Source organism: Micromonospora sp. KC721 (assembly GCF_004348355.1).
GTDB lineage: Bacteria > Actinomycetota > Actinomycetes > Mycobacteriales > Micromonosporaceae > Micromonospora.
Genome location: NZ_SMJY01000100.1, coordinates 1 through 21,830 on the forward strand (window position 1 = coordinate 1; position 21,830 = coordinate 21,830).

General features: G+C 72.2%; 21 protein-coding genes and 1 pseudogene. 12 read left to right on the forward strand and 10 right to left on the reverse strand.

The genetic code is table 11. From position 1 onward, the window contains the following. From otsB to E1182_RS17840, 3 genes are all read right to left on the reverse strand, one after another. A partial coding sequence (otsB, locus tag E1182_RS17830) for a trehalose-phosphatase (RefSeq protein ID WP_132266626.1) occupies positions 1 to 824 on the reverse strand: 824 nt, incomplete at its 3' end. A gap of 92 nt (positions 825 to 916) precedes the next feature. Continuing rightward, positions 917 to 1,270 carry a hypothetical protein gene (locus tag E1182_RS17835; protein ID WP_132266629.1) on the reverse strand — a complete coding sequence of 118 codons (354 nt, stop codon included), beginning with the start codon at positions 1,268 to 1,270 and terminating at the stop codon, positions 917 to 919. 162 nt (positions 1,271 to 1,432) lie between these two features. Continuing rightward, positions 1,433 to 1,873, reverse strand: coding sequence for an XRE family transcriptional regulator (locus E1182_RS17840; protein WP_243706274.1), 441 nt, complete (start codon positions 1,871 to 1,873; stop codon positions 1,433 to 1,435). A 263-nt stretch (positions 1,874 to 2,136) separates the two neighbouring features. Between E1182_RS17840 and E1182_RS17845 the strand changes: the two genes are divergently transcribed. The 6 genes from E1182_RS17845 (at position 2,137) to E1182_RS17870 (ending at position 7,508) form a co-directional block, all read left to right on the forward strand. Beyond that, positions 2,137 to 2,481, forward strand: coding sequence for a hypothetical protein (locus E1182_RS17845; protein ID WP_132266632.1), 345 nt, complete (start codon positions 2,137 to 2,139; stop codon positions 2,479 to 2,481). 31 nt (positions 2,482 to 2,512) lie between these two features. Next, entirely contained in the window at positions 2,513 to 2,950 is a 438-nt protein-coding gene (locus tag E1182_RS17850) for a hypothetical protein (RefSeq protein WP_132266635.1), read from the forward strand. A 329-nt stretch (positions 2,951 to 3,279) separates the two neighbouring features. Further along, entirely contained in the window at positions 3,280 to 4,695 is a 1,416-nt protein-coding gene (locus tag E1182_RS17855; protein WP_132266638.1) for a PhoH family protein, read from the forward strand. Positions 4,696 to 4,970: 275 nt separating this feature from the next. Then, on the forward strand, positions 4,971 to 5,663 hold the full coding sequence (locus tag E1182_RS17860; RefSeq protein ID WP_132266641.1) for a transglycosylase SLT domain-containing protein: 693 nt from the start codon (positions 4,971 to 4,973) through the stop codon (positions 5,661 to 5,663). A 114-nt stretch (positions 5,664 to 5,777) separates the two neighbouring features. Then, positions 5,778 to 6,431, forward strand: a complete 654-nt coding sequence (locus E1182_RS17865; protein WP_132266644.1) for a rhomboid family intramembrane serine protease — start codon at positions 5,778 to 5,780, stop codon at positions 6,429 to 6,431. A gap of 108 nt (positions 6,432 to 6,539) precedes the next feature. Then, the gene (locus tag E1182_RS17870; RefSeq protein ID WP_132266647.1) at positions 6,540 to 7,508 is read left to right on the forward strand and encodes an NAD(P)/FAD-dependent oxidoreductase; all 969 of its coding nucleotides are present in this window, start codon (positions 6,540 to 6,542) and stop codon (positions 7,506 to 7,508) included. 34 nt (positions 7,509 to 7,542) lie between these two features. Here E1182_RS17870 and E1182_RS17875 read toward each other — a convergent pair whose 3' ends face one another. Beyond that, a complete protein-coding gene (locus tag E1182_RS17875; protein ID WP_132266650.1) occupies positions 7,543 to 8,232 on the reverse strand; it encodes a TetR/AcrR family transcriptional regulator in 690 nt (229 codons plus the stop codon). A gap of 138 nt (positions 8,233 to 8,370) precedes the next feature. Here E1182_RS17875 and E1182_RS17880 point away from each other — a divergent pair, with 138 nt between their 5' ends. Further along, positions 8,371 to 9,288, forward strand: a complete 918-nt coding sequence (locus tag E1182_RS17880; protein ID WP_132266654.1) for an NAD-dependent epimerase/dehydratase family protein — start codon at positions 8,371 to 8,373, stop codon at positions 9,286 to 9,288. A gap of 22 nt (positions 9,289 to 9,310) precedes the next feature. Here the strand turns inward: E1182_RS17880 and E1182_RS17885 are convergent, their stop codons facing one another. Next, positions 9,311 to 10,282 (reverse strand): DMT family transporter, encoded by a 972-nt coding sequence (locus E1182_RS17885; protein ID WP_132266658.1) that lies wholly within the window; start codon positions 10,280 to 10,282, stop codon positions 9,311 to 9,313. Next, positions 10,279 to 11,310 (reverse strand): class II fructose-bisphosphatase, encoded by a 1,032-nt coding sequence (gene glpX, locus E1182_RS17890; RefSeq protein ID WP_132266663.1) that lies wholly within the window; start codon positions 11,308 to 11,310, stop codon positions 10,279 to 10,281. The genes E1182_RS17885 and glpX overlap by 4 nt, the downstream gene beginning before the upstream one ends. 157 nt (positions 11,311 to 11,467) lie before the next feature. On the opposite strand from glpX, the gene E1182_RS17895 reads away from it, so the two are divergent. Beyond that, entirely contained in the window at positions 11,468 to 12,211 is a 744-nt protein-coding gene (locus E1182_RS17895) for a DUF4245 domain-containing protein (protein WP_132266666.1), read from the forward strand. A gap of 198 nt (positions 12,212 to 12,409) precedes the next feature. Next, positions 12,410 to 13,255: a hypothetical protein gene (locus tag E1182_RS17900; protein WP_132266669.1), complete on the forward strand. Its 846-nt coding sequence runs from the start codon at positions 12,410 to 12,412 to the stop codon at positions 13,253 to 13,255. A 164-nt stretch (positions 13,256 to 13,419) separates the two neighbouring features. Here the strand turns inward: E1182_RS17900 and E1182_RS17905 are convergent, their stop codons facing one another. Together E1182_RS17905 and xseA are read right to left on the reverse strand one after the other, a co-directional pair. Next, positions 13,420 to 13,632, reverse strand: a complete 213-nt coding sequence (locus E1182_RS17905) for an exodeoxyribonuclease VII small subunit (RefSeq protein WP_132266672.1) — start codon at positions 13,630 to 13,632, stop codon at positions 13,420 to 13,422. Then, positions 13,632 to 14,858 carry an exodeoxyribonuclease VII large subunit gene (gene xseA / locus E1182_RS17910; protein WP_132266676.1) on the reverse strand — a complete coding sequence of 409 codons (1,227 nt, stop codon included), beginning with the start codon at positions 14,856 to 14,858 and terminating at the stop codon, positions 13,632 to 13,634. Before xseA ends, E1182_RS17905 begins: the two co-directional genes overlap by 1 nt. A 211-nt stretch (positions 14,859 to 15,069) precedes the next feature. Between xseA and E1182_RS17915 the strand changes: the two genes are divergently transcribed. Next, positions 15,070 to 16,056 (forward strand): 4-hydroxy-3-methylbut-2-enyl diphosphate reductase, encoded by a 987-nt coding sequence (locus E1182_RS17915; RefSeq protein WP_132266680.1) that lies wholly within the window; start codon positions 15,070 to 15,072, stop codon positions 16,054 to 16,056. Positions 16,057 to 16,097: 41 nt separating this feature from the next. After that, positions 16,098 to 16,538 carry a hypothetical protein gene (locus E1182_RS17920; protein WP_132266683.1) on the forward strand — a complete coding sequence of 147 codons (441 nt, stop codon included), beginning with the start codon at positions 16,098 to 16,100 and terminating at the stop codon, positions 16,536 to 16,538. 94 nt (positions 16,539 to 16,632) lie between these two features. Here the strand turns inward: E1182_RS17920 and E1182_RS17925 are convergent, their stop codons facing one another. Both E1182_RS17925 and E1182_RS17930 read right to left on the reverse strand, forming a co-directional pair. Beyond that, positions 16,633 to 19,980, reverse strand: coding sequence for a S8 family serine peptidase (locus E1182_RS17925; protein ID WP_132266687.1), 3,348 nt, complete (start codon positions 19,978 to 19,980; stop codon positions 16,633 to 16,635). Between the two features lie 149 nt (positions 19,981 to 20,129). Continuing rightward, positions 20,130 to 21,293, reverse strand: a complete 1,164-nt coding sequence (locus E1182_RS17930; protein ID WP_132266691.1) for a DNA recombination protein RmuC — start codon at positions 21,291 to 21,293, stop codon at positions 20,130 to 20,132. 53 nt (positions 21,294 to 21,346) lie between these two features. Here E1182_RS17930 and E1182_RS17935 point away from each other — a divergent pair. Beyond that, positions 21,347 to 21,830 (forward strand): annotated as a pseudogene (locus E1182_RS17935) (hypothetical protein); the annotation flags it as partial.

The window sequence follows — 21,830 nt, forward strand, 5'->3', positions numbered from 1 at the left end:
CAGGTCAGGTGGTGCAGGGCCTTGGTGAGGAAGTCGCCCAGGGCGGCGGGGGAGTCGATGGTCAGGTCGGCGGCCTCGGCCACCTCGTGACCGGTCTCCGGGTTCGCCACCGCCACACAGACGCCGAGGAAGTCGGGGTCGGCGGCGGCCCGGGCGCGCAGCGCGACGAAGGCCTTGATGTCGGAGACGTCGTCGCCGAAGTACCAGGCGCCGCCGGCGCTGCGTACCACCTCGCCGATCACCAGGCCCTTGTCCCGGTCCACCGGCGGCTTCAGTTCCAGCACCATCCGGCCGGCCTGCACCTTGAGCCCGAGCCGTTCGGCCTGCGCCCGCCCCCACCGCTCGATCTGCGGGCCGAGTTCCGGCGCGGTACGCCAGTGCAGCGCGACGCTGAGCCGCTTGTACTCCACCAGGGCGCCGGCGGGCAGTTCGGCGCGGGCCAGGTCGGCCAACTCGGCCATGGTCGGCACCCAGGGCAGGGCGGCGGGCTCGGTCACGGTCGGGCCCCCGGAGTGGCTGTGCTCCAGGCCGTACAGGCCGTACAGGTCGATGCCGGCGAGGCCGCCCAGGTGGTTGCGGAGGAAGTCCACCGGGCGTGCCGAGACGATCGCCACCCGCTGCACCACGGCGGCGAGCGTCTCCAGCGCGGCGAGCACCTTCGGCGCGGGCTGTACCGCGGTGGGATCGTCGTCGACCGGCGCGAGAGTGCCGTCGAAGTCGAAGAAGAGCACGACGTCGGCCGCGCGTGCGGCGGTGGCACGCCAGGCGTGCTCGGCGTCCAACGGGGTCTTCGGCGGCTGGTTGCCCAGATTCAACGGCGGCACGCGCGACAGCGTACCCCGGGCTGCGTGGCTCATTCCTGGCCGCGAGATGACACCTTGACACCCCTCCCGGGTGACGCTCGCGGCTTGCGGGATCAGCGTTCGGCAGCTCCCCGCCCGCGCCGTCCGAACGGGAGCACGGCCGCGTCCTGGCCGTGGCCAAGCAGATAGCCCTCGACGAAGCCGGTGTTCCGGTCGCCGGTGTGCGCTTCGATCTCGTTGAGTCGCGCCACCAGGAACTCGGTCAGGGCGCTCACCCGGTCGTTGAGCCGCTCGTGCAGTTCGGCGAGGACCGCCAGGACAACCGCGGTGCCGGCGGTGGTCGCCGCGAGCAGGTTGACGACCAGGGGAAGCTGCTCGCCGTCGACTAGGCCGATCACCACGTTGGCGGTCACGCACGACGTCACCGACACCGCCCCGACCACGACTGCCCACCATTTCAGGGTCATGGACCGACCCCTCCTTCTGTCCCGCAGGGCCAGGTTCGGCCTTGTCCCGTCCCCCCACCGACGACGAGCCCAAGCAGTACGAATACGGACGCTAGCGCGCCTTCTTCGCGCCCGTGGTGGAACGATCAGGTCCCACCCGCCGTTCTTTCGCCATCTGAGGAACTACCCGGTCCGCTCCCCTCGTTTTCGGTCATCGACCGGGAGAGTCGGGCGATATGCGAGGTAACGAATGGTTTCTCGGATGTGGAACTTCTCCGTGTCGGAGACATTCGGGTCCACCAGCCGACGCAGCAGAGCCTCCACGTCCGGGTCCATCGGGGGTGAGTCGGGGACGTCGCGGGAGGCGGCGGTGCGGTCCCAGCCCAGCGCCGCGAAGGCGGTCGCCGGATTGAGCCCGAGCCCCTCGCAGAAGGCGACCACCCGGTCGACCTCCGGGTCGCTGGCCCAGTCGCCGCGTACCCATCGGTTGATGGTCTGGCGGGAGACGCCGGTGCGGCGGGAGACCTCGGTGCCGGTCCAGGCGCGCATGGCGCGGGCGTCGTCGAGGGCTCGGCGGACGAACGTGGCGAAGGCGATCTTCCGGGCAGGGGTGAACTCGTTCACGTTCCGACGGTACGGCGAAACGTTCCGACGGCGGGGGCGGGCACCGGCGTGTAACGCATATGTGACGACACGTCCGGACCAACCGCAAACGGGTCGGAGCTGCTGTTGAGGGGAGTCACCGGGGCAGAGTAGGCGGCTCTGTGGACGGGGGAAATCGGACGAAAAGCTGATACTGTCACGCCCATGGGACATTCTACGGTGTGTCACGTGCATGAGACGATCGGTGCTCACATGCGTCACGCTCCCGGTACGAGGAGGGTGCGGTGACCGAAGTCGCGACCCGCGCCCAGGCCTTCGGACTGATCGCGGAGGGGGTGGCCGCGGGGCTGAGCGCGCCCTGGCGCCTCTACCTCGCCCGCGGATGCCGTTATCTGTCACTGAGTGTCGGCGACCGGACCGAGTGGAACGCGTGGCGTACCCACCTCGGCTGTCCGGAGCTGAGCGTCCGGGTCTACGACGCCGGTGGCGAGATCCGACGCTCCTCGGTCGCCGAGGTGGTCCTGGACGGCTGCCGGATCAGCGTCGAGCTGGTCGAGGAGATCGGCACCGACGACCTGGACCAACTCCTGGTCGTCGACCCCACCGCCATCGAGCCGGAGGACCGGTGACCGGGCCGGGGCGGCGTACCGGGGCCGCCGGATGAGTCCTCTGCTCGCGGTCTTCCTCGTCCTGGTCCTCGGTGCCACGAGCTATGCGGCCGGGCGGTTGCATGGGCAGCTCAGCTACCGGATCGGCTACCGCTTCGGCTACCGGCAGGGCTACTTCGACGGTGACCGGGGGGCGTGGAACCGGCGCCGGCGCGAGGCCCAGGCCGCGATCGCCTCGGCGCTGGCGGTCCCGGTCAGCGGACCCCCGGCGACGCCGGCAGGCTCGGCCCGGCCGGTGAGTGGCGGAACGGCGGCCGGCGGCGTCGGCGTGATTCCGGTCGCCGGCGGCACGGTCCAGGCCGCGGCCGGCACCGTCCCGGTACCGGCCGGGCGACAGGGCACCACGTACACCGGCGCCTCGTTCACCGCCCCCGGCGTGCCGATCACCGGCCAGCATCAGACCGGGACGCTGGTACGGCGGCAGGGCTGAGCGCCGCCACCTGACGCGGCGCGTCGTCCGTTGCGGACACGCACCGTCGGGCCACGTCAGACCGGTGACGATGGTCCACCGGCCGGGATGCGCGCAGGGGGCATGCATCCCGGCCGGTCCGTCCCGCCTCCGAACGGGGAGATCCACGCGACCTCTAGCCGAGGGGGCCGGACGCCGCTAGCGTCTAGACATGGCACGGGGTTCTCCCGGGCCAGCCGGCCGCCCGGATCTGCGACCTCGCACACGGGGTTCCGCATCCGACCCCGTGTCCCCGGGCACCGGAGGAGGCGGAACACGGATGGCGGGTGCGCATCCGTCGGAGCAGGCCTGTGACCAATCGCCGTACGACCGCAGGTGCCGACCAGAACCCGGCCGCGACCGCCACGACCCGCCGAGCCACCCGGAGCCGCCGCACCACGGCCGGCGCTGCGGCCGGCCCCGAGGAGCCCCGACCAGCCGGCCAGGCGTTCGTCCTGGACACCTCGGTACTCCTGTCCGACCCGGCGGCCTTCCACCGGTTCGCCGAGCACGAGGTGGTGCTCCCCCTCGTCGTCATCTCCGAGTTGGAGGGCAAGCGCCACCACCCGGAGCTGGGCTGGTTCGCCCGGCAGTCCCTGCGGATGCTGGACGAGCTGCGGGTGCGACACGGGCGGCTGGACCGCCCGGTGCCGGCGAACGACGTCGGCGGCACCCTGCGGGTGGAGCTGAACCACTCGGACGACGGGGTGCTGCCACCGGGGTTCCGCACCGAGTCCAACGACGCGCGGATCCTCTCCGTGGCGTTGAACCTCGCCGCCGAGGGGCGGGACGTCACCCTGGTCAGCAAGGACATGCCGTTGCGGGTGAAGGCCGCCTCGGTCGGCCTGAAGGCCGACGAGTACCGGCACGGCCAGGCCAGCGATCCGACCTGGACCGGCATGGCCGAACTGGAGTTGGGCGAGGACGACATCGGCCGGCTGTACGCGGGGGAGACCCTCGACCTGGACGCGGCGGCCGGTTTGCCCTGCCACACCGGCCTGGTGCTGCACTCCGCCCGCGGCTCGGCCCTGGGCCGGGTGCTGCCGGACAAGACCGTCCGGCTGGTTCGCGGTGACCGGGAGGCGTTCGGCGTGCACGGCCGTTCGGCCGAGCAGCGGATCGCCCTGGATCTGCTCCTGGACGAGTCGATCGGGATCGTCTCGATGGGCGGGCGGGCCGGCACGGGCAAGTCGGCGCTGGCGCTCTGCGCCGGGTTGGAGGCGGTGATGGAGCGCCGCCGGCACAAGAAGGTGGTCGTCTTCCGCCCGCTGTACGCCGTGGGTGGCCAGGAGTTGGGCTACCTGCCCGGCTCCGAGGCGGAGAAGATGTCGCCCTGGGCCCAGGCGGTCTTCGACACCCTCGGCGCGGTGGTACACGAGAACGTGCTGGAGGAGGTCACCTCCCGGGGCATCCTGGAGGTGCTGCCGCTGACCCACATCCGGGGCCGGAGCCTGCACGACGCCTTCGTCATCGTCGACGAGGCGCAGTCGCTGGAGCGAGGTGTGCTGCTCACCGTCCTGTCCCGGATCGGTCAGGGCTCCCGCGTGGTGCTCACCCACGACGTCGCGCAGCGGGACAACCTCCGGGTGGGACGGCATGACGGTGTGACGGCGGTGATCGAGGCGTTGAAGGGGCACCCCCTCTTCGCGCACGTCACGCTGAGCCGGTCGGAGCGGTCGCCGATCGCGGCGATGGTGACGGATTTGTTGGAGGACATCCCCCACTGACCGGACCGTTGCCCCTGTCTGTCCGCATTCATGTTGTGGCACAGATCACAATACGGCCTGGTGGTTTCCCATCAGCCTCACTGTGCGCGATGGTGTCCAGCGAGCGCCCACGTCCCGAAAGGATCGTCCGGCATCGTTCGTCCCACGGGCGGGCGGGTCCGGCGACGCTCGGAACGTCGATGGCGACCCCTGCGGTCGGGGCGCTCGCGGCACCGCCGCGCCCGGTGTGACGGCCGGCCCGTGCCGCGTCCTTGCCCCCGACGAAGGGACACTTCGTGAGTCGGCTGTGGAGCCGGTTCGGCGCCCGCACCGCCGCTGTCGCGCTGCTCTCCGTGGGTGTCGCCGGCGGTTTCTATCTGGGCGAAGACCGGGAGACCCAGCAACAGGGCCTGACCGAACAGGTCGGCCGCGTGGTCGACGAGGCCGAGTACGACTACCAGCGGGAGCGGCAGGCCCAGCACCGGACCGAGTCCGCCAAGCAGCGCGTCGCCGAGTACCAGGCGAAGCTGCGCGCCGCCGAGGCGGCCAAGGCGGCAGCGGAGCGGGCCCGGAAGGCCGAGGCCGCCGCCGCGTCACGTAAGAAGGCCCGCGAGGCCGCCGAGAAGGCGGCGAAGGAAGCCGAGACCAAGCCGTACGACGGCCCGATCCCGGCCTCCTGCAACGAGTACAGCGGCAACCGGAAGATCGGCTGCGCGCTGCTGCTCGACCAGGGCTTCAAGATCGACCAGATGCCCTGTCTGGACAAGCTCTGGACCAAGGAGAGCGGCTGGAACCACAAGGCCGTCAACCGGTCCTCCGGGGCGTACGGCATCCCCCAGTCGTATCCCGGCAGCAAGATGAGCTCGGTCGCCGACGACTGGCGGACCAACCCCGCGACGCAGATCACGTGGGGTCTCGGCTACATCAAGGGCCGGTACGACAACCCGTGCGGCGCCTGGGCCAAGAGCCAGCGCTCCGGCTACTACTGATCCCGTTCGGGTCGACGGCGGGGCGGGTGCTCGACCACCCACCCCGCCGTCGTCGTACCCGGGCACGCGGGACGTGAGTGGCGGTCGGCCGGGAATGCTGATAGCTCTTGACGGGTGACCCTGCACCCGGCGGGCGGCGACCCGCACCGGTTCGGCACCGACGCGTTCTACGCGTCGCTGGGCCGTGCCTTCGTCGCCATGTGCGCGGTGGTGCCGTTCCTCTTCCTCATCGAGGCGCTCGACCAGGGGCTCGCCCTCGGTCTCGACGTGGCGGCCGGAATCATCCCGATGCGCATCGAAGGGCTCGACGGGGTCTTCTTCTCGGCGTTCCTGCACCACGGCTTCGACCACCTCTACAGCAACAGCATCCCGCTGATCCTGCTCGGCACCTTCGTGCTCGCCGCCGGCACCCGACGTTTCCTCTGGTCCACTTTGATCATCATCCTGGTCAGCGGGCTCGGGGTCTGGTTCACCGGGGCACCCAACTCGGTGGTGGTGGGCGCCAGCGGGGTCATCTTCGGCTACCTCGGGATCCTGCTCACCCGGGGCATCGTCGAGCGGAGCTGGTGGAACTTCGCCGTGGTGCTGCTGGTCGGTCTGCTCTACGGCTGGCAGCTGCTCGGCATCCTCCCCACCGACGAGCGCATCTCCTGGCAGGGTCACCTGTTCGGGCTGCTCGGCGGGGTCGTCGCGGCGATCCTGTTCCGTCGGCGCAGGCCCGAGTCGTACGACCCGTACCATCCCGGGTCGACCCTCACCCTGCCCTGACCGGGTTCCCGGCCCGGCGCGGCCCCGGGATGCTTGCCCGGCCGGGGCAACCGGCCTACCGTCGGCAGCAGCACGCGTCGAACGCCGAGCGGAAAGCGACGGTACGCCATGCGCGAGGTCGATGTCGCGGTGATCGGAGCCGGTCCGGCGGGCCTCTTCGCGGCGTACTACGCCGGGTTCCGCGGGCTGTCGGTGGCGGTGATCGACGCGCTGCCCGAACCGGGCGGGCAGATCACCGCGATGTACCCGGAGAAGCTGATCCACGACGTCGCCGGGTTCCCCGCCGTCAAGGGGCGGGACCTGGTGGCGAACCTCGTCGCCCAGGCCGCCCCCTACCATCCGGACTATCTGCTCGGCTGTCGCGCGGAGAAGCTGTCGTACGCCGACGGGCGGCCGGTGCTCGGCCTGGCCGGCGGTGACCAGCTGCACTGCGGGGCGGTGCTGGTCACCGGCGGACTGGGCAGCTTCAGTCCGCGTCCGCTGCCGGTGGCGGAGGGCTTCGTCGGCGCCGGGATCGTCTACTTCGTACCGGAGCCCGCCGCGTTGGCCGGCCGGGACGTGCTGATCGTCGGCGGCGGTGACTCGGCCTTCGACTGGGCGGCGACCCTGCAACCGCTGGCCCGCTCGGTGACCCTGGTGCACCGGCGGGAGCGGTTCCGGGCGCACGCCGGCACGGTGGCCCGGGTGCTGGCGTCACCCGTACGGGTCATCGTCAACGCCGAGGTGACCCGGCTGCACGGCGACGTCTCGGTGACCGCCGCCGAGATCGCCGTGCGTGGCGGCGCTGCCGAGACCCTGCCGGTCGACACGGTGGTCGCGGCGCTCGGCTTCACCGCGGACCTGGGGCCGTTGGCCGAGTGGGGACTGCGCCTGGACCGCCGGCACATCGTGGTGGACAGCGCGATGGCCACCAACCTGCCCCGGGTCTTCGCCGCCGGGGACATCACCGAGTACCCGGGCAAGGTACGGCTGATCGCCACCGGATTCGGCGAGGCGGCGACCGCCGTCAACAACGCCGCGATCGTGATCGATCCCACCGCGCACCTCTTCCCCGGCCACTCCTCCGACGCCGGCTGACCGGGCCGGCCGTCGTGCCGGCGGGTCGCCGCGGTCAGCGGGGCAGACCGATGAGGTCGGCCATCAGCGCGGTCTGGTGGTCGAAGTACCCGTCGCGGTGCGCGATGGCACCGGCGAAGCGGCCGAACAACTCGAAGCTGATCAGGCCGAACAGCTGCGTCCAGCCGGCCATGCCCCGGGCCAGCAGCGACTCGGGCAGGCCCGGAAACAGGCCGGCGGCGATCCCCGCCAGGTCGGCGCGGACCGGTTCGGGCAGTTCCTCGTCGGGTACGGCGAGCCGGCCGTCGGTCAGCCCGTCGCGGAGAATGCCGACCAGGGTCACCGGGGGGCGCTGGGCTGGCAGGACGGTGTCGTCGGGGGCGGCGTATCCGGGGACCGGGCTGCCGTAGAGCAGGGCGTACTCGGCGGGGTGGGCGAGGGCCCAGTCGCGGGCGGCGCGGCTGACGGCGTGCCAGCGGCCGCGCAGGTCGTGCCGGTCGGCGCTGGCATCGGCCTGTTCCACCGCGTCGCCGAGCGCGTCGTACGCCTCGATGATCAGCGCGGTCAGCAGGTCGTCGCGGCTCGGGAAGTAGCGGTAGATCGCCGAGGAGACCATGCCCATGTCTCGCGCGACCGCCCGCAGGGAGAGGTTGGCGCCGTCGGTGGCCAGGTGTCGCCGGGCCACCGCCTTGATCTCGTCGATCATCTCGGCGCGGACCCGGGCGCGGATGGAGGGAGCGGACATGCGTCCACTCTGCCACGGGCCGGAGCGCTAATCAAAAAAGAGAGCAGTGCTCTTGACGCAATGTCGGCGGGCGGCCATGCTGGGAAGGCAACAAGAGCACTGCTCTTGATTGTTATCCCTGCTTCGGAAGGTGTTCCCATGTCGCTGCACGTGATCGTCGGCGCCGGCCCGGTCGGCACCGCCACCGCCCGGCTTCTCGCCGAGCGAGGCGAGCGGGTCCGGATCGTCACCCGGCGCGGCACCGGACCCGAGCATCCGGCCATCGAGCCGGTGGCCGCCGACGCCGCCGACCCCGCCCGGCTCACGGCCCTCACCCGGGGCGCGGCGGCCCTCTACAACTGCGCCAGCCCCGCGTACCACCGCTGGGCGACCGACTGGCCGCCACTGGCCGGCGCGCTGCTCACCGCCGCCGAGCGAGCCGGCGCGGTCCTGGCCACCGTGAGCAACCTCTATGGCTACGGCCCCGTCGACGCCCCGATGACCGAACAGACCCCGCTGCACGCCACCGGCACCAAGGGGCGCGTCCGCAACCGGATGTGGACCGACGCCCTCGCCGCCCACCGGGCCGGCCGGGTCCGGATCACCGAGGTACGTGCCTCCGACTACCTGGGTGCGGACGCCACCAGCCTGCCGATGCTGGTCCTGCCCCGGGTGCTCGCCGGGCAGCGGGTCTTCCTGCCGGTCGACTGGGACGCCCCGCACACCTGGACCTACCTCGGCGATGTCGCCCGTACCCTGGTCGCGGCCGCCGCCGACGAGCGGGCGTGGGGACGCGCCTGGCACGTGCCCAGCGCGCCCGCCGTCTGCATGCGGGAGTTGGCCGTCCGGGCCGCCGCGTTGGTCGGCGCGCCCGCGCCGAAGCTGACCCGGATGCCCTACCCGGTGCTCTGGGCGGGCGGCGTGGTCGATCCCTTCGCCCGTGAGCTGCGGGAGACCGTCCACCAGTTCGCCCGGCCGTTCCTGATGGACTCCATCGACGCCACCACCACCCTCGACGTCGAGCCGACCCCGCTGGGCCGGTCGCTGAAGGAGACGGTGGAGGCGCTGCGCCGCTGAGTCGGGTGGCGGCGGTCGGTGGTCAGCGGCGCGGTGCCGGCCCGAGCGCCGCGATCAGCACCGCGACCAGGGTCAGCGCCGCGCCGGCCAGGGCCGCCGGCCCCGGATGTGAGGCCGCGGTGGGCAGGAGCAGGTCCAGCAGAACGGCACCGATGACCTGCCCGGCGATGGTGGCCAGTCCGAACAGCAGGACCCCGGTGAACCGGACGAGGGCCGCCGCGACGGCGATGAAGACGATGCCGATCGGTCCACCCAGGTACAGCCAGGGCTCGCCGGGGAGGACCCCGCCGGGCCGGCCACGGACGGCCATCTCCACCGCGAGGGTGGCGAGCAGGGCCACCATGCCGACCGAGAAGTTGACCAGCGTGGCGGTCAGGGCGCTGCCCGCGGCGTCCCGGACCCGGGCGTTGACCGCCTGCTGCCAGGCGATGCCCATCCCGGCCAGCAGCGGCAGCGGGGCCAACGCCAACGCCCCCGGATCGGCGAGCCGGTCACCCACCGCCAGCAGGACCGCCAGCACGGTCAGCACCGCGCCGGCCACCCTCGCCGTGGTGACCCGCTGCCGACCGGCCGGGCCCACCCCGGCCCGGTCCACCGCGAGGCTGCTCGCCGACTGGCCGGCCACCACCGCCACCGTGAAGACCGCCACCCCCAGGGCGCCGATGGTCAGACCCTGGGTGGCCACCAGGAACGCGCCACATACCCCGCCCAGGCACTGCCACGGGCGCAGCGTCCCGCCGCCGAGCGCCGCGCGCAACTCGCGCAGGCCCCGCCGCCCGGCCGGGACGGCGGGGACCAGCACCAGCAGCACCAGCAGACCGGACGCGAAGGAGACCACCGCGGCGGCGATCCCGTCGGCCAGGCGTACCCCCAGTTCGCCGTTGATCCAGGACTGCACCGCGACGGCGACCCCCGACGCGGTCGCCAGCCCGACGCCGGCGATCCGCCGGGACGCCGGCGCGGTTGGCGGTGTGACCGTTTTGGTCGCGCTCACTCCTGTTCGGCCAGCGGACGCCCATCGAAGTCGATCGCCGAGTAGAGGGCCAACTTCTCCAGCCGGTGGTACGAGTCGATCACCCGGATGGTGCCGCTCTTGGAGCGCATCACGATCGACTGGGTGTACGCCCCACCCGCCCGGTACCGCACGCCGCGCAGCAGATCGCCGGAGGTGACGCCGGTGGCCACGAAGAAGCAGTTGTCGCCGGTGACCAGGTCGTCCGTGGTCAGCACCCGATCCAGGTCGTGCCCGGCGGCCAGCGCCTTCTCCCGCTCCTCGGCGTCGCGCGGCCAGAGCTTGGCCTGCATGACCCCGCCCATGCACTTGAGCGCGCACGCCGCTGTGATCCCCTCCGGGGTGCCGCCGATGCCCATCAGCGCGTCGACGTCGGATTCGCCCCGGGCGGCGGCGATCGCGCCGGCGATGTCGCCGTCGGAGATGAAGCGGATGCCCGCCCCGGTCCGCCGGATCTGCCCCACCAGGTCGTCGTGCCGGGGCCGGTCGAGGACACAGACCGTGACCTCGGCGACGTCGGTCCCCTTGACCTTCGCGATCCGGCGGATGTTCTCCGCGACCCCGGCGTTGATGTCGACGGCGTCGGCGTACATCGGGCCGACGGCCAGTTTCTCCATGTAGAAGACGGCGCTGGGGTCGAACATCGCCCCCCGCTCGGCCACCGCCAGCACCGCGAGCGCGTTCGGCATGCCCTTGCTCATCAGAGTCGTGCCGTCGATCGGGTCCACCGCCACGTCGACCTCGGGACCGGTGCCGTCGCCCACCTCCTCGCCGTTGAAGAGCATCGGCGCGTTGTCCTTCTCGCCCTCGCCGATCACCACCACCCCGCGCATCGGGATCGAGTTGATCAGCTTGCGCATCGCGTCGACGGCTGCCCCGTCGCCGCCCTCCTTGTCGCCCCGGCCGACCCAGCGGCCGGCGGCCATCGCCGCGGCCTCGGTGACCCGGACCAGGTCGAGGGCGAGGTTGCGGTCGAGATCCTGGGGGATCCGCGTCCTGGTGTTCGTCATACGGCTTCCTCCTCGCGACGTTGCGGGGTGGACCGGCAGAGTGCGGCGTCGCCGCCGCCGGCTTTGTCGCTGATCCTCACACGATGCCAGCTCCGGAGCCGGAGCGGGGCGAAGGTGTGGCGGATGACCGTACCGTCGGGGCTGCGAGAATGGTCCGGTGGAACCCGCACAGCCTGCCGACCGCGTACCCGCCGACCAGACCCCGCCGCAGGAGCCGCCGTCGACGAGCCCGGCCCGGGCGACCGACCTGGCGACCTCGTCGAGCGGGCCGGAGCCGGCGGTGGTGGAGCCGCCGGCCGGGACGGCCGGCGGGGAGCCCGCGCTGGTCGCGCCGCCGCCAGCCGGTGCCGGTGGTCCGCGCCGGGTCGGCCGACCCGCCGGGAAGGAGAAGGCCCGCTCCGAGCGGTCGCCGAAGGACATGGCGTTGTCGCTTCTGGTACTGCTCGTCCCGATCGCCCTGCTGCTCGCCTTCTACCGCGGCTTTCTCGGCGGTGAGCAGCCCGTCGTCGTCGATCCCGGCCCCGCCTACGAGTCGGCCCGGTCGGCCGGCGCCTTCCCGATCAGCGAGCCGACCGGGCTGGGCTCCGGCTGGCGTACGGTCAGCGCCAGCTACCGCGCCGTGGACGGTGGTGCCAACCTGCGGGTCGGCTACCTCACCCCGGAGGGGCGGGGCGTGCAGCTCGTGCAGAGCAACGTCCCGCCGGAGAAGCTGCTCCCGCACGAGCTGACCGTGCAGGGGCAGCCGCAGGGCCCGACCGACCTGGGCGGGCGCAGTTGGCAGCGGTACACCGGCCGGGGCAACGACCAGGCCCTGGTGCTGCTCGAACCCGACCGTACGGTGATCGTGGTCGGTGACGCCCGCGAGGGCGAGCTACGTCAGCTGGCCGGCGCCCTCCGGTAACAGCGCCGGCCGGTCGTCCGCCCACGGGCATCGGTCGCACCGGGCAGGGATTGGCGAAGGCGGCATCTGGGAACAGAAGGTACGCGGCCTCGTCGGTGCGGTCTCCCGGCCGACGCCGCTCGAACGCCGGAGCAGGAGCAGCTCCGGCCGCCACGCCTCCGGCGCCCGCGCGGGCCGGACGACCGATGAGAGGTTCCCGTGACCATTCGGCGCTTCAGTGCGGCGGTCTTCGCCGCGACGCTCCTCACGCCTGGCCTGGCCGCCTGCACCAGCACCGGGACCGGCGAGGCAGGGGTCTCCGCGTCCCCGACCACCTCCGCCAGCGCCTCATCCGGGGCCACCGGGGCAGTCGACAGTGACGCCAAGCAAGCCCTGCTGAATTCCACCAACGCGATCCGCACCGGCAACTTCCGCTTCACCATGGCCGGTGCCGGCTCCACCGCTGAGGGGCAGGTGCACGAGCCGAGTCAGAGCGCCGAGATGCGCGTCATGATCGGCGACGCGTCCTCGGACCTGATGATGAAGCTCGACCTGATCCATGCCAAACCAGACAGTTGGGTGAAGCTGGAACTCGGCGGCACCGCTGCCAGCAGCGTCCCCGGGGTACGGCAGCTCAACCTCGGCAAGTACCAGCATCTCGACCAGAACCGGATCAAGGGCAACAGGGCGCTGGGCTTCGACTTCGAGGCCGTGGACCCGGCCGGCAGCGCGGTGCTGACCCAGGGGATCACCGAGGTCCGGCAGACCGGCGAGGGCAGCTACGCCGGCACCCTGGACGTGTCGAAGGCGGCCCAGGCCGGCTCACTCGACCCGTCGGTGATCACCGCGCTGGGGCAGCAGGCGCAGTCGGTGCCGTTCACCGCGAAGCTGGACCCGCAGGGCCGGCTGAGCGAGCTGGTCGTCCGGATCCCGGCCGCCGGCCAGCGCGCCGCGCAGGACATCAAAATCACCTACTCGGACTACGGCAACGCCACCGCCGCCCGCAAGCCCCCGGCCGACCAGGTGGTCGAGGCGCCGCCGGAGTTCTACAACCTGTTCGACTGACCGGGTCGGCATCCACGCCGGCTTGGCACCTGCCGGTCCCGCACGGCTCTGTCCGCCGCGAACGGCGGTGTCCCTGGAGGCGGACACCGCCGTTCGCGCCAACCGGGCCGCTCGGAGGCGTCCCCATCAACACCATCGGCCCCGGCTGGGACGAAACCGGGGCGTCAGGAGTCGGCGGCCTGGCGGGCGGCGTCGATGCGAACCCGCGCCCCGTCCAGCCAACGCTGGCAGGTCGCGGCCAGCCGTTCACCGCGCTCCCAGAGCGCCAACGACTCCTCCAACGACGTGCCGCCGGCCTCCAACTTCTCCACCACCTGCGCCAGCTCGGCGCGGGCCTGCTCGTAGCTGAGCCGTTCGTCCTTCGTCACTTCGCCCATCACGACTTCCTCATCGCCTCGACGGTCACGCCCAGCTCGCCCTCGGCGAGGCGTACCCGTAGTGGATCGCCCTTGTCCACCTCACCCGCCGCACGCACCACCTGGCCGTCGGCGCGCTGCACGATCGCGTACCCCCGGTCGAGGGTGGCCGCGGGGGAGAGGCCACGCAGCCGGGCCAGGGTGTGCCGCAGGTCCTCGGCGGCGGCGCCGAGGCGGTGATCCAGGCAGCGGCCCGCCCGGTCGCGCAGCGCGGTGACCTCGGCGGCCCGCTGGTCGACCATCACCTGCGGGCGGGCCAGCACCGGACGGGACCGCAGCGAGTCGAGGCGGTGCTGTTCCCGGTCGACCAGGTTGCGCACCGCGCGCTCCAGCCGCGAGCGGGCCTGGCCGATGAGGCGTACCTCCTCGGTGAGGTCGGGGACGACCCGCTTCGCCGCGTCGGTCGGCGTGGACGCGCGGACGTCGGCGACATAGTCGACCAACGGTGCGTCCGTCTCGTGACCGATCGCACTGACCACCGGCGTACGGCAGGCGAAGACCGCCCGGCAGAGCGCCTCGTCGGAAAACGGCAGCAGGTCCTCGATGCTGCCGCCGCCCCGGGCCAGGACGATCACGTCGATGGTGGAATCGGCGTCGAGGACCCGCAACGCGTCGACGATCTGCGGCACCGCGCCCGGCCCCTGCACCGCCACGTTGACCGTGCGGAATTCGACCGCCGGCCAGCGTCGCCGGGCGTTGGTGAGCACGTCCCGCTCGGCGGCCGAGGCCCGGCCGGTGATCAGCCCGATCCGCTGGGGCAGGAACGGCGGCCGGCGCTTGCGGGCCCGGTCGAAGAGCCCCTCGGCGGCGAGCAGCTTTTTGAGCTTCTCCAGCCGGGCCAGCAGCTCACCGAGCCCCACCTGCCGGATCTCGTCGGCGCGCAGGCTCAACGTGCCCCGGGCCGCGTAGAACTCGGGCTTGGCGTGCAGCACCACCCGGGCGCCCTCGCGTAGCTCCGGTGCGCCGGAATCGAGGACGTCCCGGTTGGTGGTCACGGTGAGACTCAGATCGGCGGACGGGTCACGCAGGGTGAGGAAGACCGTGCTGGCGCCGGGGCGCCGGCTGATCTGCGCGACCTGCCCGTCCACCCAGACCCAGCCGAGCCGGGCGATCCAGGCGCCGACCTTCTGGCTGACCACCCGGACCGGCCAGGGCTCCTCCGGGGTGCTGCGGGGGGCGTCGGTCACCCGCCCACCCTACGGTCCGGCCCCGACGGCCTGAGCCAGGCCCGACCGGGCGTGCCGTACGCCGGGGTGGGCGGTGAGCACCTCGTGCATCTCGACCAGAGATGGCACCGGCCGCCCATTGCCGGTCCGCGCATCCTGCCAGCCGCCGGCCCCGCCTGTGGTACGGGTCGCAGCGCCTGCCGGCCGTAGGGGCGGCACGTACGATGGTCGGGTGACTCAGGCTGAGACGACTCCCCGGACCGGCAAGCGCGTGCTCCTGGCCAAGCCCCGCGGCTACTGCGCAGGTGTGGACCGGGCGGTGCAGACCGTCGAGGAGGCGCTGAAGCTCTACGGCGCCCCGATCTACGTACGCAAGCAGATCGTGCACAACAAGCACGTGGTGCGGACGCTGGAGGCCCAGGGCGCGATCTTCGTGGAGGAGAACGAGGAGGTGCCCGAGGGTGCCACCGTCATCTTCTCCGCGCACGGCGTGGCCCCGGAGGTGTACGAGCAGGCCCGGGAGCGCTCGCTGAGGGCGATCGACGCGACCTGCCCGCTGGTGACCAAGGTGCACCAGGAGGCCAAGCGGTTCGCCGCCGAGGACTACGACATCCTGCTCATCGGCCACGAGGGGCACGAGGAGGTCATCGGCACCGCCGGCGAGGCTCCCGCGCACATCCAACTGGTCGACGGCCCGGACGGCGTGGACAAGGTCACCGTGCGCGACCCGAACAAGGTCGTCTGGCTGTCCCAGACCACCCTGTCGGTGGACGAGACGATGGAGACGGTGGCCCGGCTCAAGTCCCGGCTGCCGCTGCTGCAGTCGCCGCCCAGCGACGACATCTGCTACGCCACCTCCAACCGGCAGCACGTGGTCAAGGAGATCGCCCCCGAGTGTGACGTGGTGATCGTGGTGGGTTCGCGCAACTCCTCCAACTCGGTACGCCTGGTCGAGGTGGCCCTGGACGCCGGGGCCCGCGCCGGGCACCTGGTCGACTTCGCCCACGAGATCGACGACGCCTGGCTTGCCGGGGCCAGCACGGTGGGCCTGACCTCGGGCGCCAGCGTGCCGGACGAGTTGGTGCAGGAGGTGCTGGCGCACCTGGCCGCGCGGGGCTTCACCGACGTGGACGAGGTGGTCACCGCCAACGAGCGGCTGACCTTCTCGCTGCCGCAGGAGCTCAAGCGGGACATGAAGGCGGCGGCGGCTCGCGGCTGATCGACCGGAACGGATCGCGCTCCGATCACGTCCCATTGCGCATGAAGACTCCTCGGATGGCCCTCGTCGCGCTGATTGCCGCTGCGACGCTGACCGCCTGCGCCGATACGGGCACCCCCGGCCCCTCGGAAGGATCCCCGGTGACCAGTACCCCCGGCAGCGAACCGGCCGACCCGACCACGCCGCCGGGCGCGTCCCCCACGGTGCCACCGCCGGGGGCGTCCCCCACGGTGCCGCCGCCGATCAAGCCGTCCGGGCCGAAGGTGCCGCCCGGCCCGGGCGCGACGGAGATCTCCGGCACGGTGACGTCCGGCGTGGAGCCGGGCTGTCTGCTGCTCGACGGGTACCAGCTCATCGGTGGCCCGCGTGACGTGCTGACTCCGGGCGCGAAGGTCACCGTCACCGGCAAGCCCCAAACCGACCTGCTGACCGTCTGCCAGCAGGGCACTCCCTTCAAGGTCGAGTCCGCCCGCCGCTCCTGACGCCCACCCACACACGGGCGCGGGGTCAAAGGGGGAAGCCCGCCCCCAATGGGGGGCGGGCTTCCGTGTGGTTGGCGCGGTCGGATGACCGCGGTCAGTTCACCTTGCCGATCGAGACCGAGCCACGGCCGACGACCGCACCCTCGGTGGTGGTCACGGCCAGGTCGCCGTACAGGGCCCGACCGGCGGCCGGGGTGGACCGGGCGACCACCGTGCCGGTGAGGGCGGCGGTGGCACCGTTGGTGAGGGCCAGCGGGGTGGCGGGCGCGGTCACCGTGCCCAACGACGGGGCCGTGAACGAATCCCGGTAGTCGTAGGCGGTGCTGGTGCCCGGACCGTCGACGGCGTACCCGTCGACCACGACCCGGTAGGTGCCCGGGGCCGGGTTGGCCAGGGTCACCGCCTCCTCCGAGTCACCGTCGGCCGAGAGGCCCACCCGGGTGGCGCCCAGGAACACCGACAGGTCCAGGTCGGCGCCGAGGTTGGCGGTGTTGCCGATCCGCGCGGTGAAGCTGGTCGCACCCGCCGGCACGTCCACGGTCCACTCCTGCTGCGCGCCCTCGCCGATGGTCGGCCGCGCCGCGAGCACGCTGGCGAGCGGGCCGCCCTGACCGGTCACCGCGACCGGGCCGAAGGCGTTGGCCAGCTTCCAGGACACCTGGGTAGGAGCCCCGGCGACCACCGCCGGCAGCTCGATGGTGGCCGGGTCGACCTTGACACCCTGCACCCGCGCCTGGAGCTGGAACGGGTTGTTCAGCGACCGCGACGTGCGGCGCGCCTCGACCTCGATCTCCCAGACGCCCGGAATCGGGTTCTGGTAGTCCCGCTCCTGCGGCTTGCAGGCCGCCGCGTCGGAGAAGTTGGTGTAGCAGGCGGTGCTGGCGGTGCTCTCCACCGGAACGCCGTACGGGTTGATCGCGATGAAGCGGGTCTGCGACCCGGTGGCGATGCCGGAGAGGTTCACCTGCAGCGCGCCCGCCCCGGGCGGAACCGTCACGAAGTACGAGGTGAAGCCGTTCCGGTCGACGGTGCCCTCGGTGGAGAAGGAGAACGCCGGCTTCTGCACCTCGTGGGCGACGACCACCACGGTCGAGACCTCGAAGTCGACCACGGAGGTTGCCGGGTCGTCGATCACCATCAGGGCGCCGTGCGCGCCGGCGGTCTTCGGCTTGGCCACCACGTCGACGGTGACGGTCTTGTTCAGCGGCAGCACCACCGACTTCGGCGCGGTGAAGGTGCCGTCGTTTCCGCGCAGCGTCACGGTGTGCTGCCGGTTGCCGGCCGGCCCGCTGGTCCGGGTGACCTTGACCTGGTACGTCTTCGACTGGCCGACCTGCTGGCCACCCTGCGCGGAGGCGCAGCGGTTGTAGACGCCGGTGCCCCGGTGCGGGTTCGGCAGGAACTGCTGGGTGCCGGCGTCGTAGCGGGTCAGGTTCTTCGACAGCTCGGTGCAGACCGGCGCGTCGGAGGTGTACGACCGGGCCTCGACGCCCTTGCTCAGCAGCTTCCACGCGCCGGGCACGTCGAACATGCCGTAGCCCTGGGCGTACGTCGGAACGTCGGCGATCGGCTTCGCCGAGGTGTAGATGGCACGGCGCAGCGCGGCCGGGGTGATGCCCTGGTCGTTGAACCGCGCGGCGGAGAGCAGCAGCGCGGCGGCGCCGGCGGCCTGCGGCGAGGCCATCGAGGTGCCGTTGAGCATCTGGTAGCCCGGCGGCAGCGAGTAGCCGGCCTCGGGCGCGATGTTGCCCGGCTGCCAGGTCGGCGCGGTGGAGACGGCCGCGCCGGGGGCGGCGATGTTCGGCTTGAAGCCGCCGTCCTCACGCGGGCCGCGGGAGGAGAAGTTGAACAGCGCGTTCTCCTTGCGGACCACCGAGCCGTAGTTGGACAGCCAGGTGTCCTTGCTGATGCTGGCCGCGACGCTGACCACGTTGGACGCCACCGACGGGTCGCCGATGGTGTTCAGGCCCGGGCCGGAGTTGCCGGCCGAGATGAACATCTGCACGCCGTACGTGGTGATCAGGGTGTTGTAGAGCTGGGCGCGGGCGTTGGAGCCGTCGTTGAGCGCCGGCAGGCCGCCGATCGACATGTTGATCACGTCGACCTTGCGGTTGATGACCAGGTCGGCCATGCCGGTGGTCAGCGCGGCGGCGGTGCAGCCGCCACCCCACGAGCAGGCGCGGGAGGAAACCAGCTTGGCGCCGGGGGCAGCGCCGTCGAAGGCGTTGTTGCCCAGCATGTCGTTGGCGGCGGTGATGCCGGCGACGTGTGTGCCGTGGGTCGACTCGATGATGCCGATGTTGACGTAGTCCCAGGTGCCCGGGACGTTGATCGGGCTGGTGTCGACGCCCTTGCGGTACTCGACCACGAACGGGATCTGCTCCCGGACCGGGGTGGCCGGGTTGTCCGTGCCGAAGTGTCCGACCTGGAACTTCTCCTGGTACGGGCGCATCGGCTCGTCGTCGGAGAAGTCACGGTTCTGGTTCGCGTCGACCCGGATGTCGTTGCTCCGGGGGTCGTAGAGGATCCCGAACGCGTCGGTCCTGTCGCCGTCCCGGTTGACGTCACCGGCCGGGTCGCTGCCGGCGGTGATCGACTCGTTGAAGGTGGCGAACCGGTAGGACCCGGCGGGGGCCGTCCAGGTGGTGGCGCCGACGGTGAAGGTCGGGCCGGTCACCTCGAGGTTCATCCGCCGCCAGGTGGAGTCCTCCAGCGGGTCGGTGGCGGTCACCCAGTCGACGATCTTGCGCTCGCCGGTGGTCGTCTTCTGCAGGGCCGGGTGGTCGAGGTCCACCCCGGAGTCCATGATGCCGATGGTGATCCCGCGCCCGTCGAAGGTCGGGTTGGCGGCCTTGAAGGCCTCGGCGCCGGTCTCGTGGGTCGGCATGTACGGGTTCACCGCGCCGGTGCCCGCACCCGGGGCAACCGGAGCGGCAACTCCCTCTCGGGCGGTCTTCGCGCCGACCCGGGCGCTCTTCGCCCGGGCGGAGGCGGTGCCGGTGCGCTCGGGGGCGGTGACCTCGGGGCTGGGGTCGGGCAGCTGGATGGTCTCGTCGAGGTCGACGGCGGCGACGCCGGGCAGCTTGGCGGCCTTCAGAGCCTTCCCGGTGGGGACCTTTGCCAGCACGTACCCGATGGAGTCGAAGCGCTGGCTGATCGAGCCGCCGAGCTTCTTCATCGCGTCCGCGACGTCCTTCGCCTCACCCTTCTCGGTGGCGACGATCAGCGTGACGGTGGGCGCGTGCTTCGCCTCGGCCTCGGCGAGCAGCTTGGCGTCGTGCGCGCCGAGCGTCTCGACCGCGTTGGTGGTGGCGTCCGGGTTGGTCGCGGGAGCGGCGCTCGCGGTGGCGGCGCCGCCCGCGCCGGTCATGGCACCGGCGGCCACGACGGAGGCGAACAGCCCGGCGGAGGTACGCCGACGCAGGTTGCGGGGTTTGCTCACGTTCTCTTTTCCTCCAGAGAACAGGGCCCTGAGATGTCAGGACACACGTGAGCGAATCCTTTGTGCTGCGTAGTGCCGCTGTCACTACGCGCCGGTAAGTTGTGACCCCTTCGTGATATGCGAGGGTGCGCACTGCCACATAAATGCTGCTAGATGGATCGGTCCAGAGTGGAACCTCCGTCCAGCAGCTCCGGAGCCTGCGGCTGCCGGGGGGCCAGCTCCACCTGCGCCGGCACCGCCAGCTCCTGGTCGGAGACGCCCAGCTCGGCCAACTTGCGGGCACTGACCAGCACGCGCGCCTCCAGTGACCCGACCGCCCGGTTGTACGCGGTCACCGCCCCGCCCAGCGACGCGCCGAGTTTGCCGACATGCTCGCCCAGGGTGGACAGCCGCCCGTACAGCTCGCGGGCCAGCGAGTGCACCGCGACCGCGTTGCGGGCCAGGGCCTCCTGCCGCCACGAGTACGCCACCGTGCGCAGCATCGCCACCAGGGTCGCCGGGGTCGCCAGCACCACGTTGCGGGCGAAGGCGTGCTCCAGCAGTGTCGGGTCGCGCTGCAGGGCCACGTCCAGGAACGGATCGGCGGGCACGAAGAGCACCACGAACTCCGGAGTTTGCGCGAAGGCCGCCCAGTACGACTTGGCGGCCAGCGCGTCGACGTGCGCCCGCAGGTGCCGCGCGTGCGCGTCGAGGTGGGTGTCGCGGCCCCGCTCGTCGCGCGCCTCCATCGCCGTCAGGTACGCGTCGAACGGTGCCTTGGCGTCCACCACCACGGTCCGGCCGCCGTGCAGCCGGACCACCAGGTCGGGGCGTACCCCCTGCCGGTCGGTGGCGGCGGTGACCTGCTCGTTGAAGTCGCAGTGCTCCAGCATGCCGGCGGCCTCGACGATCCGGCGGAGCTGGTGCTCGCCCCAGCGCCCCCGCACCTGCGGCGCGCGCAGCGCGGCGACCAGCTGCTTGGTCTCGGTGCGCAGCTCCCCGGAGACCGTACTCATGGCCCGCACCTGCTCGCGCAGTTCGGCGTAGGCGTCCACCCGGTCGCGTTCCAGCTCGGTCACCCGCTGCTCGTACCGGCGCAGGGTGTCGTGCAGGGGTGCCACCGCGCGGGCCACCGCCTCCTGCGACTGGGCGGTCGCCTCGTAGCTGAGCGCCCGCATCGACTGTTCCAGGCGGCCCTCCCCCTCCCGGGTGGCCGCGAGAGTGGCCTCCAGCCGGGCGATCTGGGTGGCGGAACGGACGCGGGCGGCGTACCAGCCCACCGCGCCGCCCGCACCGAGACAGACGACCACCACGGCCAGCGTCGCAAGGTCCATCCCGAGAGCATGCCAAAGGGATACGACTGGAGCCCGGCGGGTAACTTCGCGGCATGGAACTTGTGCTCGTGGCGGTCCTCGTGGTGCTGCTGGTCGGCGGGTTCGTCTGGTGGCGGCGGGAGCAGGCCGCCCGGGAGGCGCGGAGCCTCGCCGACGTGCGCGCCGACGCCCAGCGGTGGTACGAACGTCTCGGCGGCCAGGTGATGAACCTGCACGGCGACGAGCCGGCCGTACGCCAGGCGCTGGTGGACGCCGCCGAGCGCTACAACGCCGCCGGCGGTCAGCTGGAGCAGGCGCGCACCGTCAACCAGTACCGGCTGGCCCGGGAGACCGCCCTGGAGGGGTTGGCGTACGCCCGGGCGGCCCGGGTGGCCCTCGGCCTGGACCCGGGTCCGGAACTGCCGCCGCTGGCCGCCGCCGAGGGTGCCGGCGAGCTGACCAAGGAACGCCAGGTGCAGGTCCAGGGGCAGACGTTCAGCGCCGGTCCGCAGCCGGGCCGGGACACGCCGTACTACTACCCGGGCGGGCGGGTGCAGG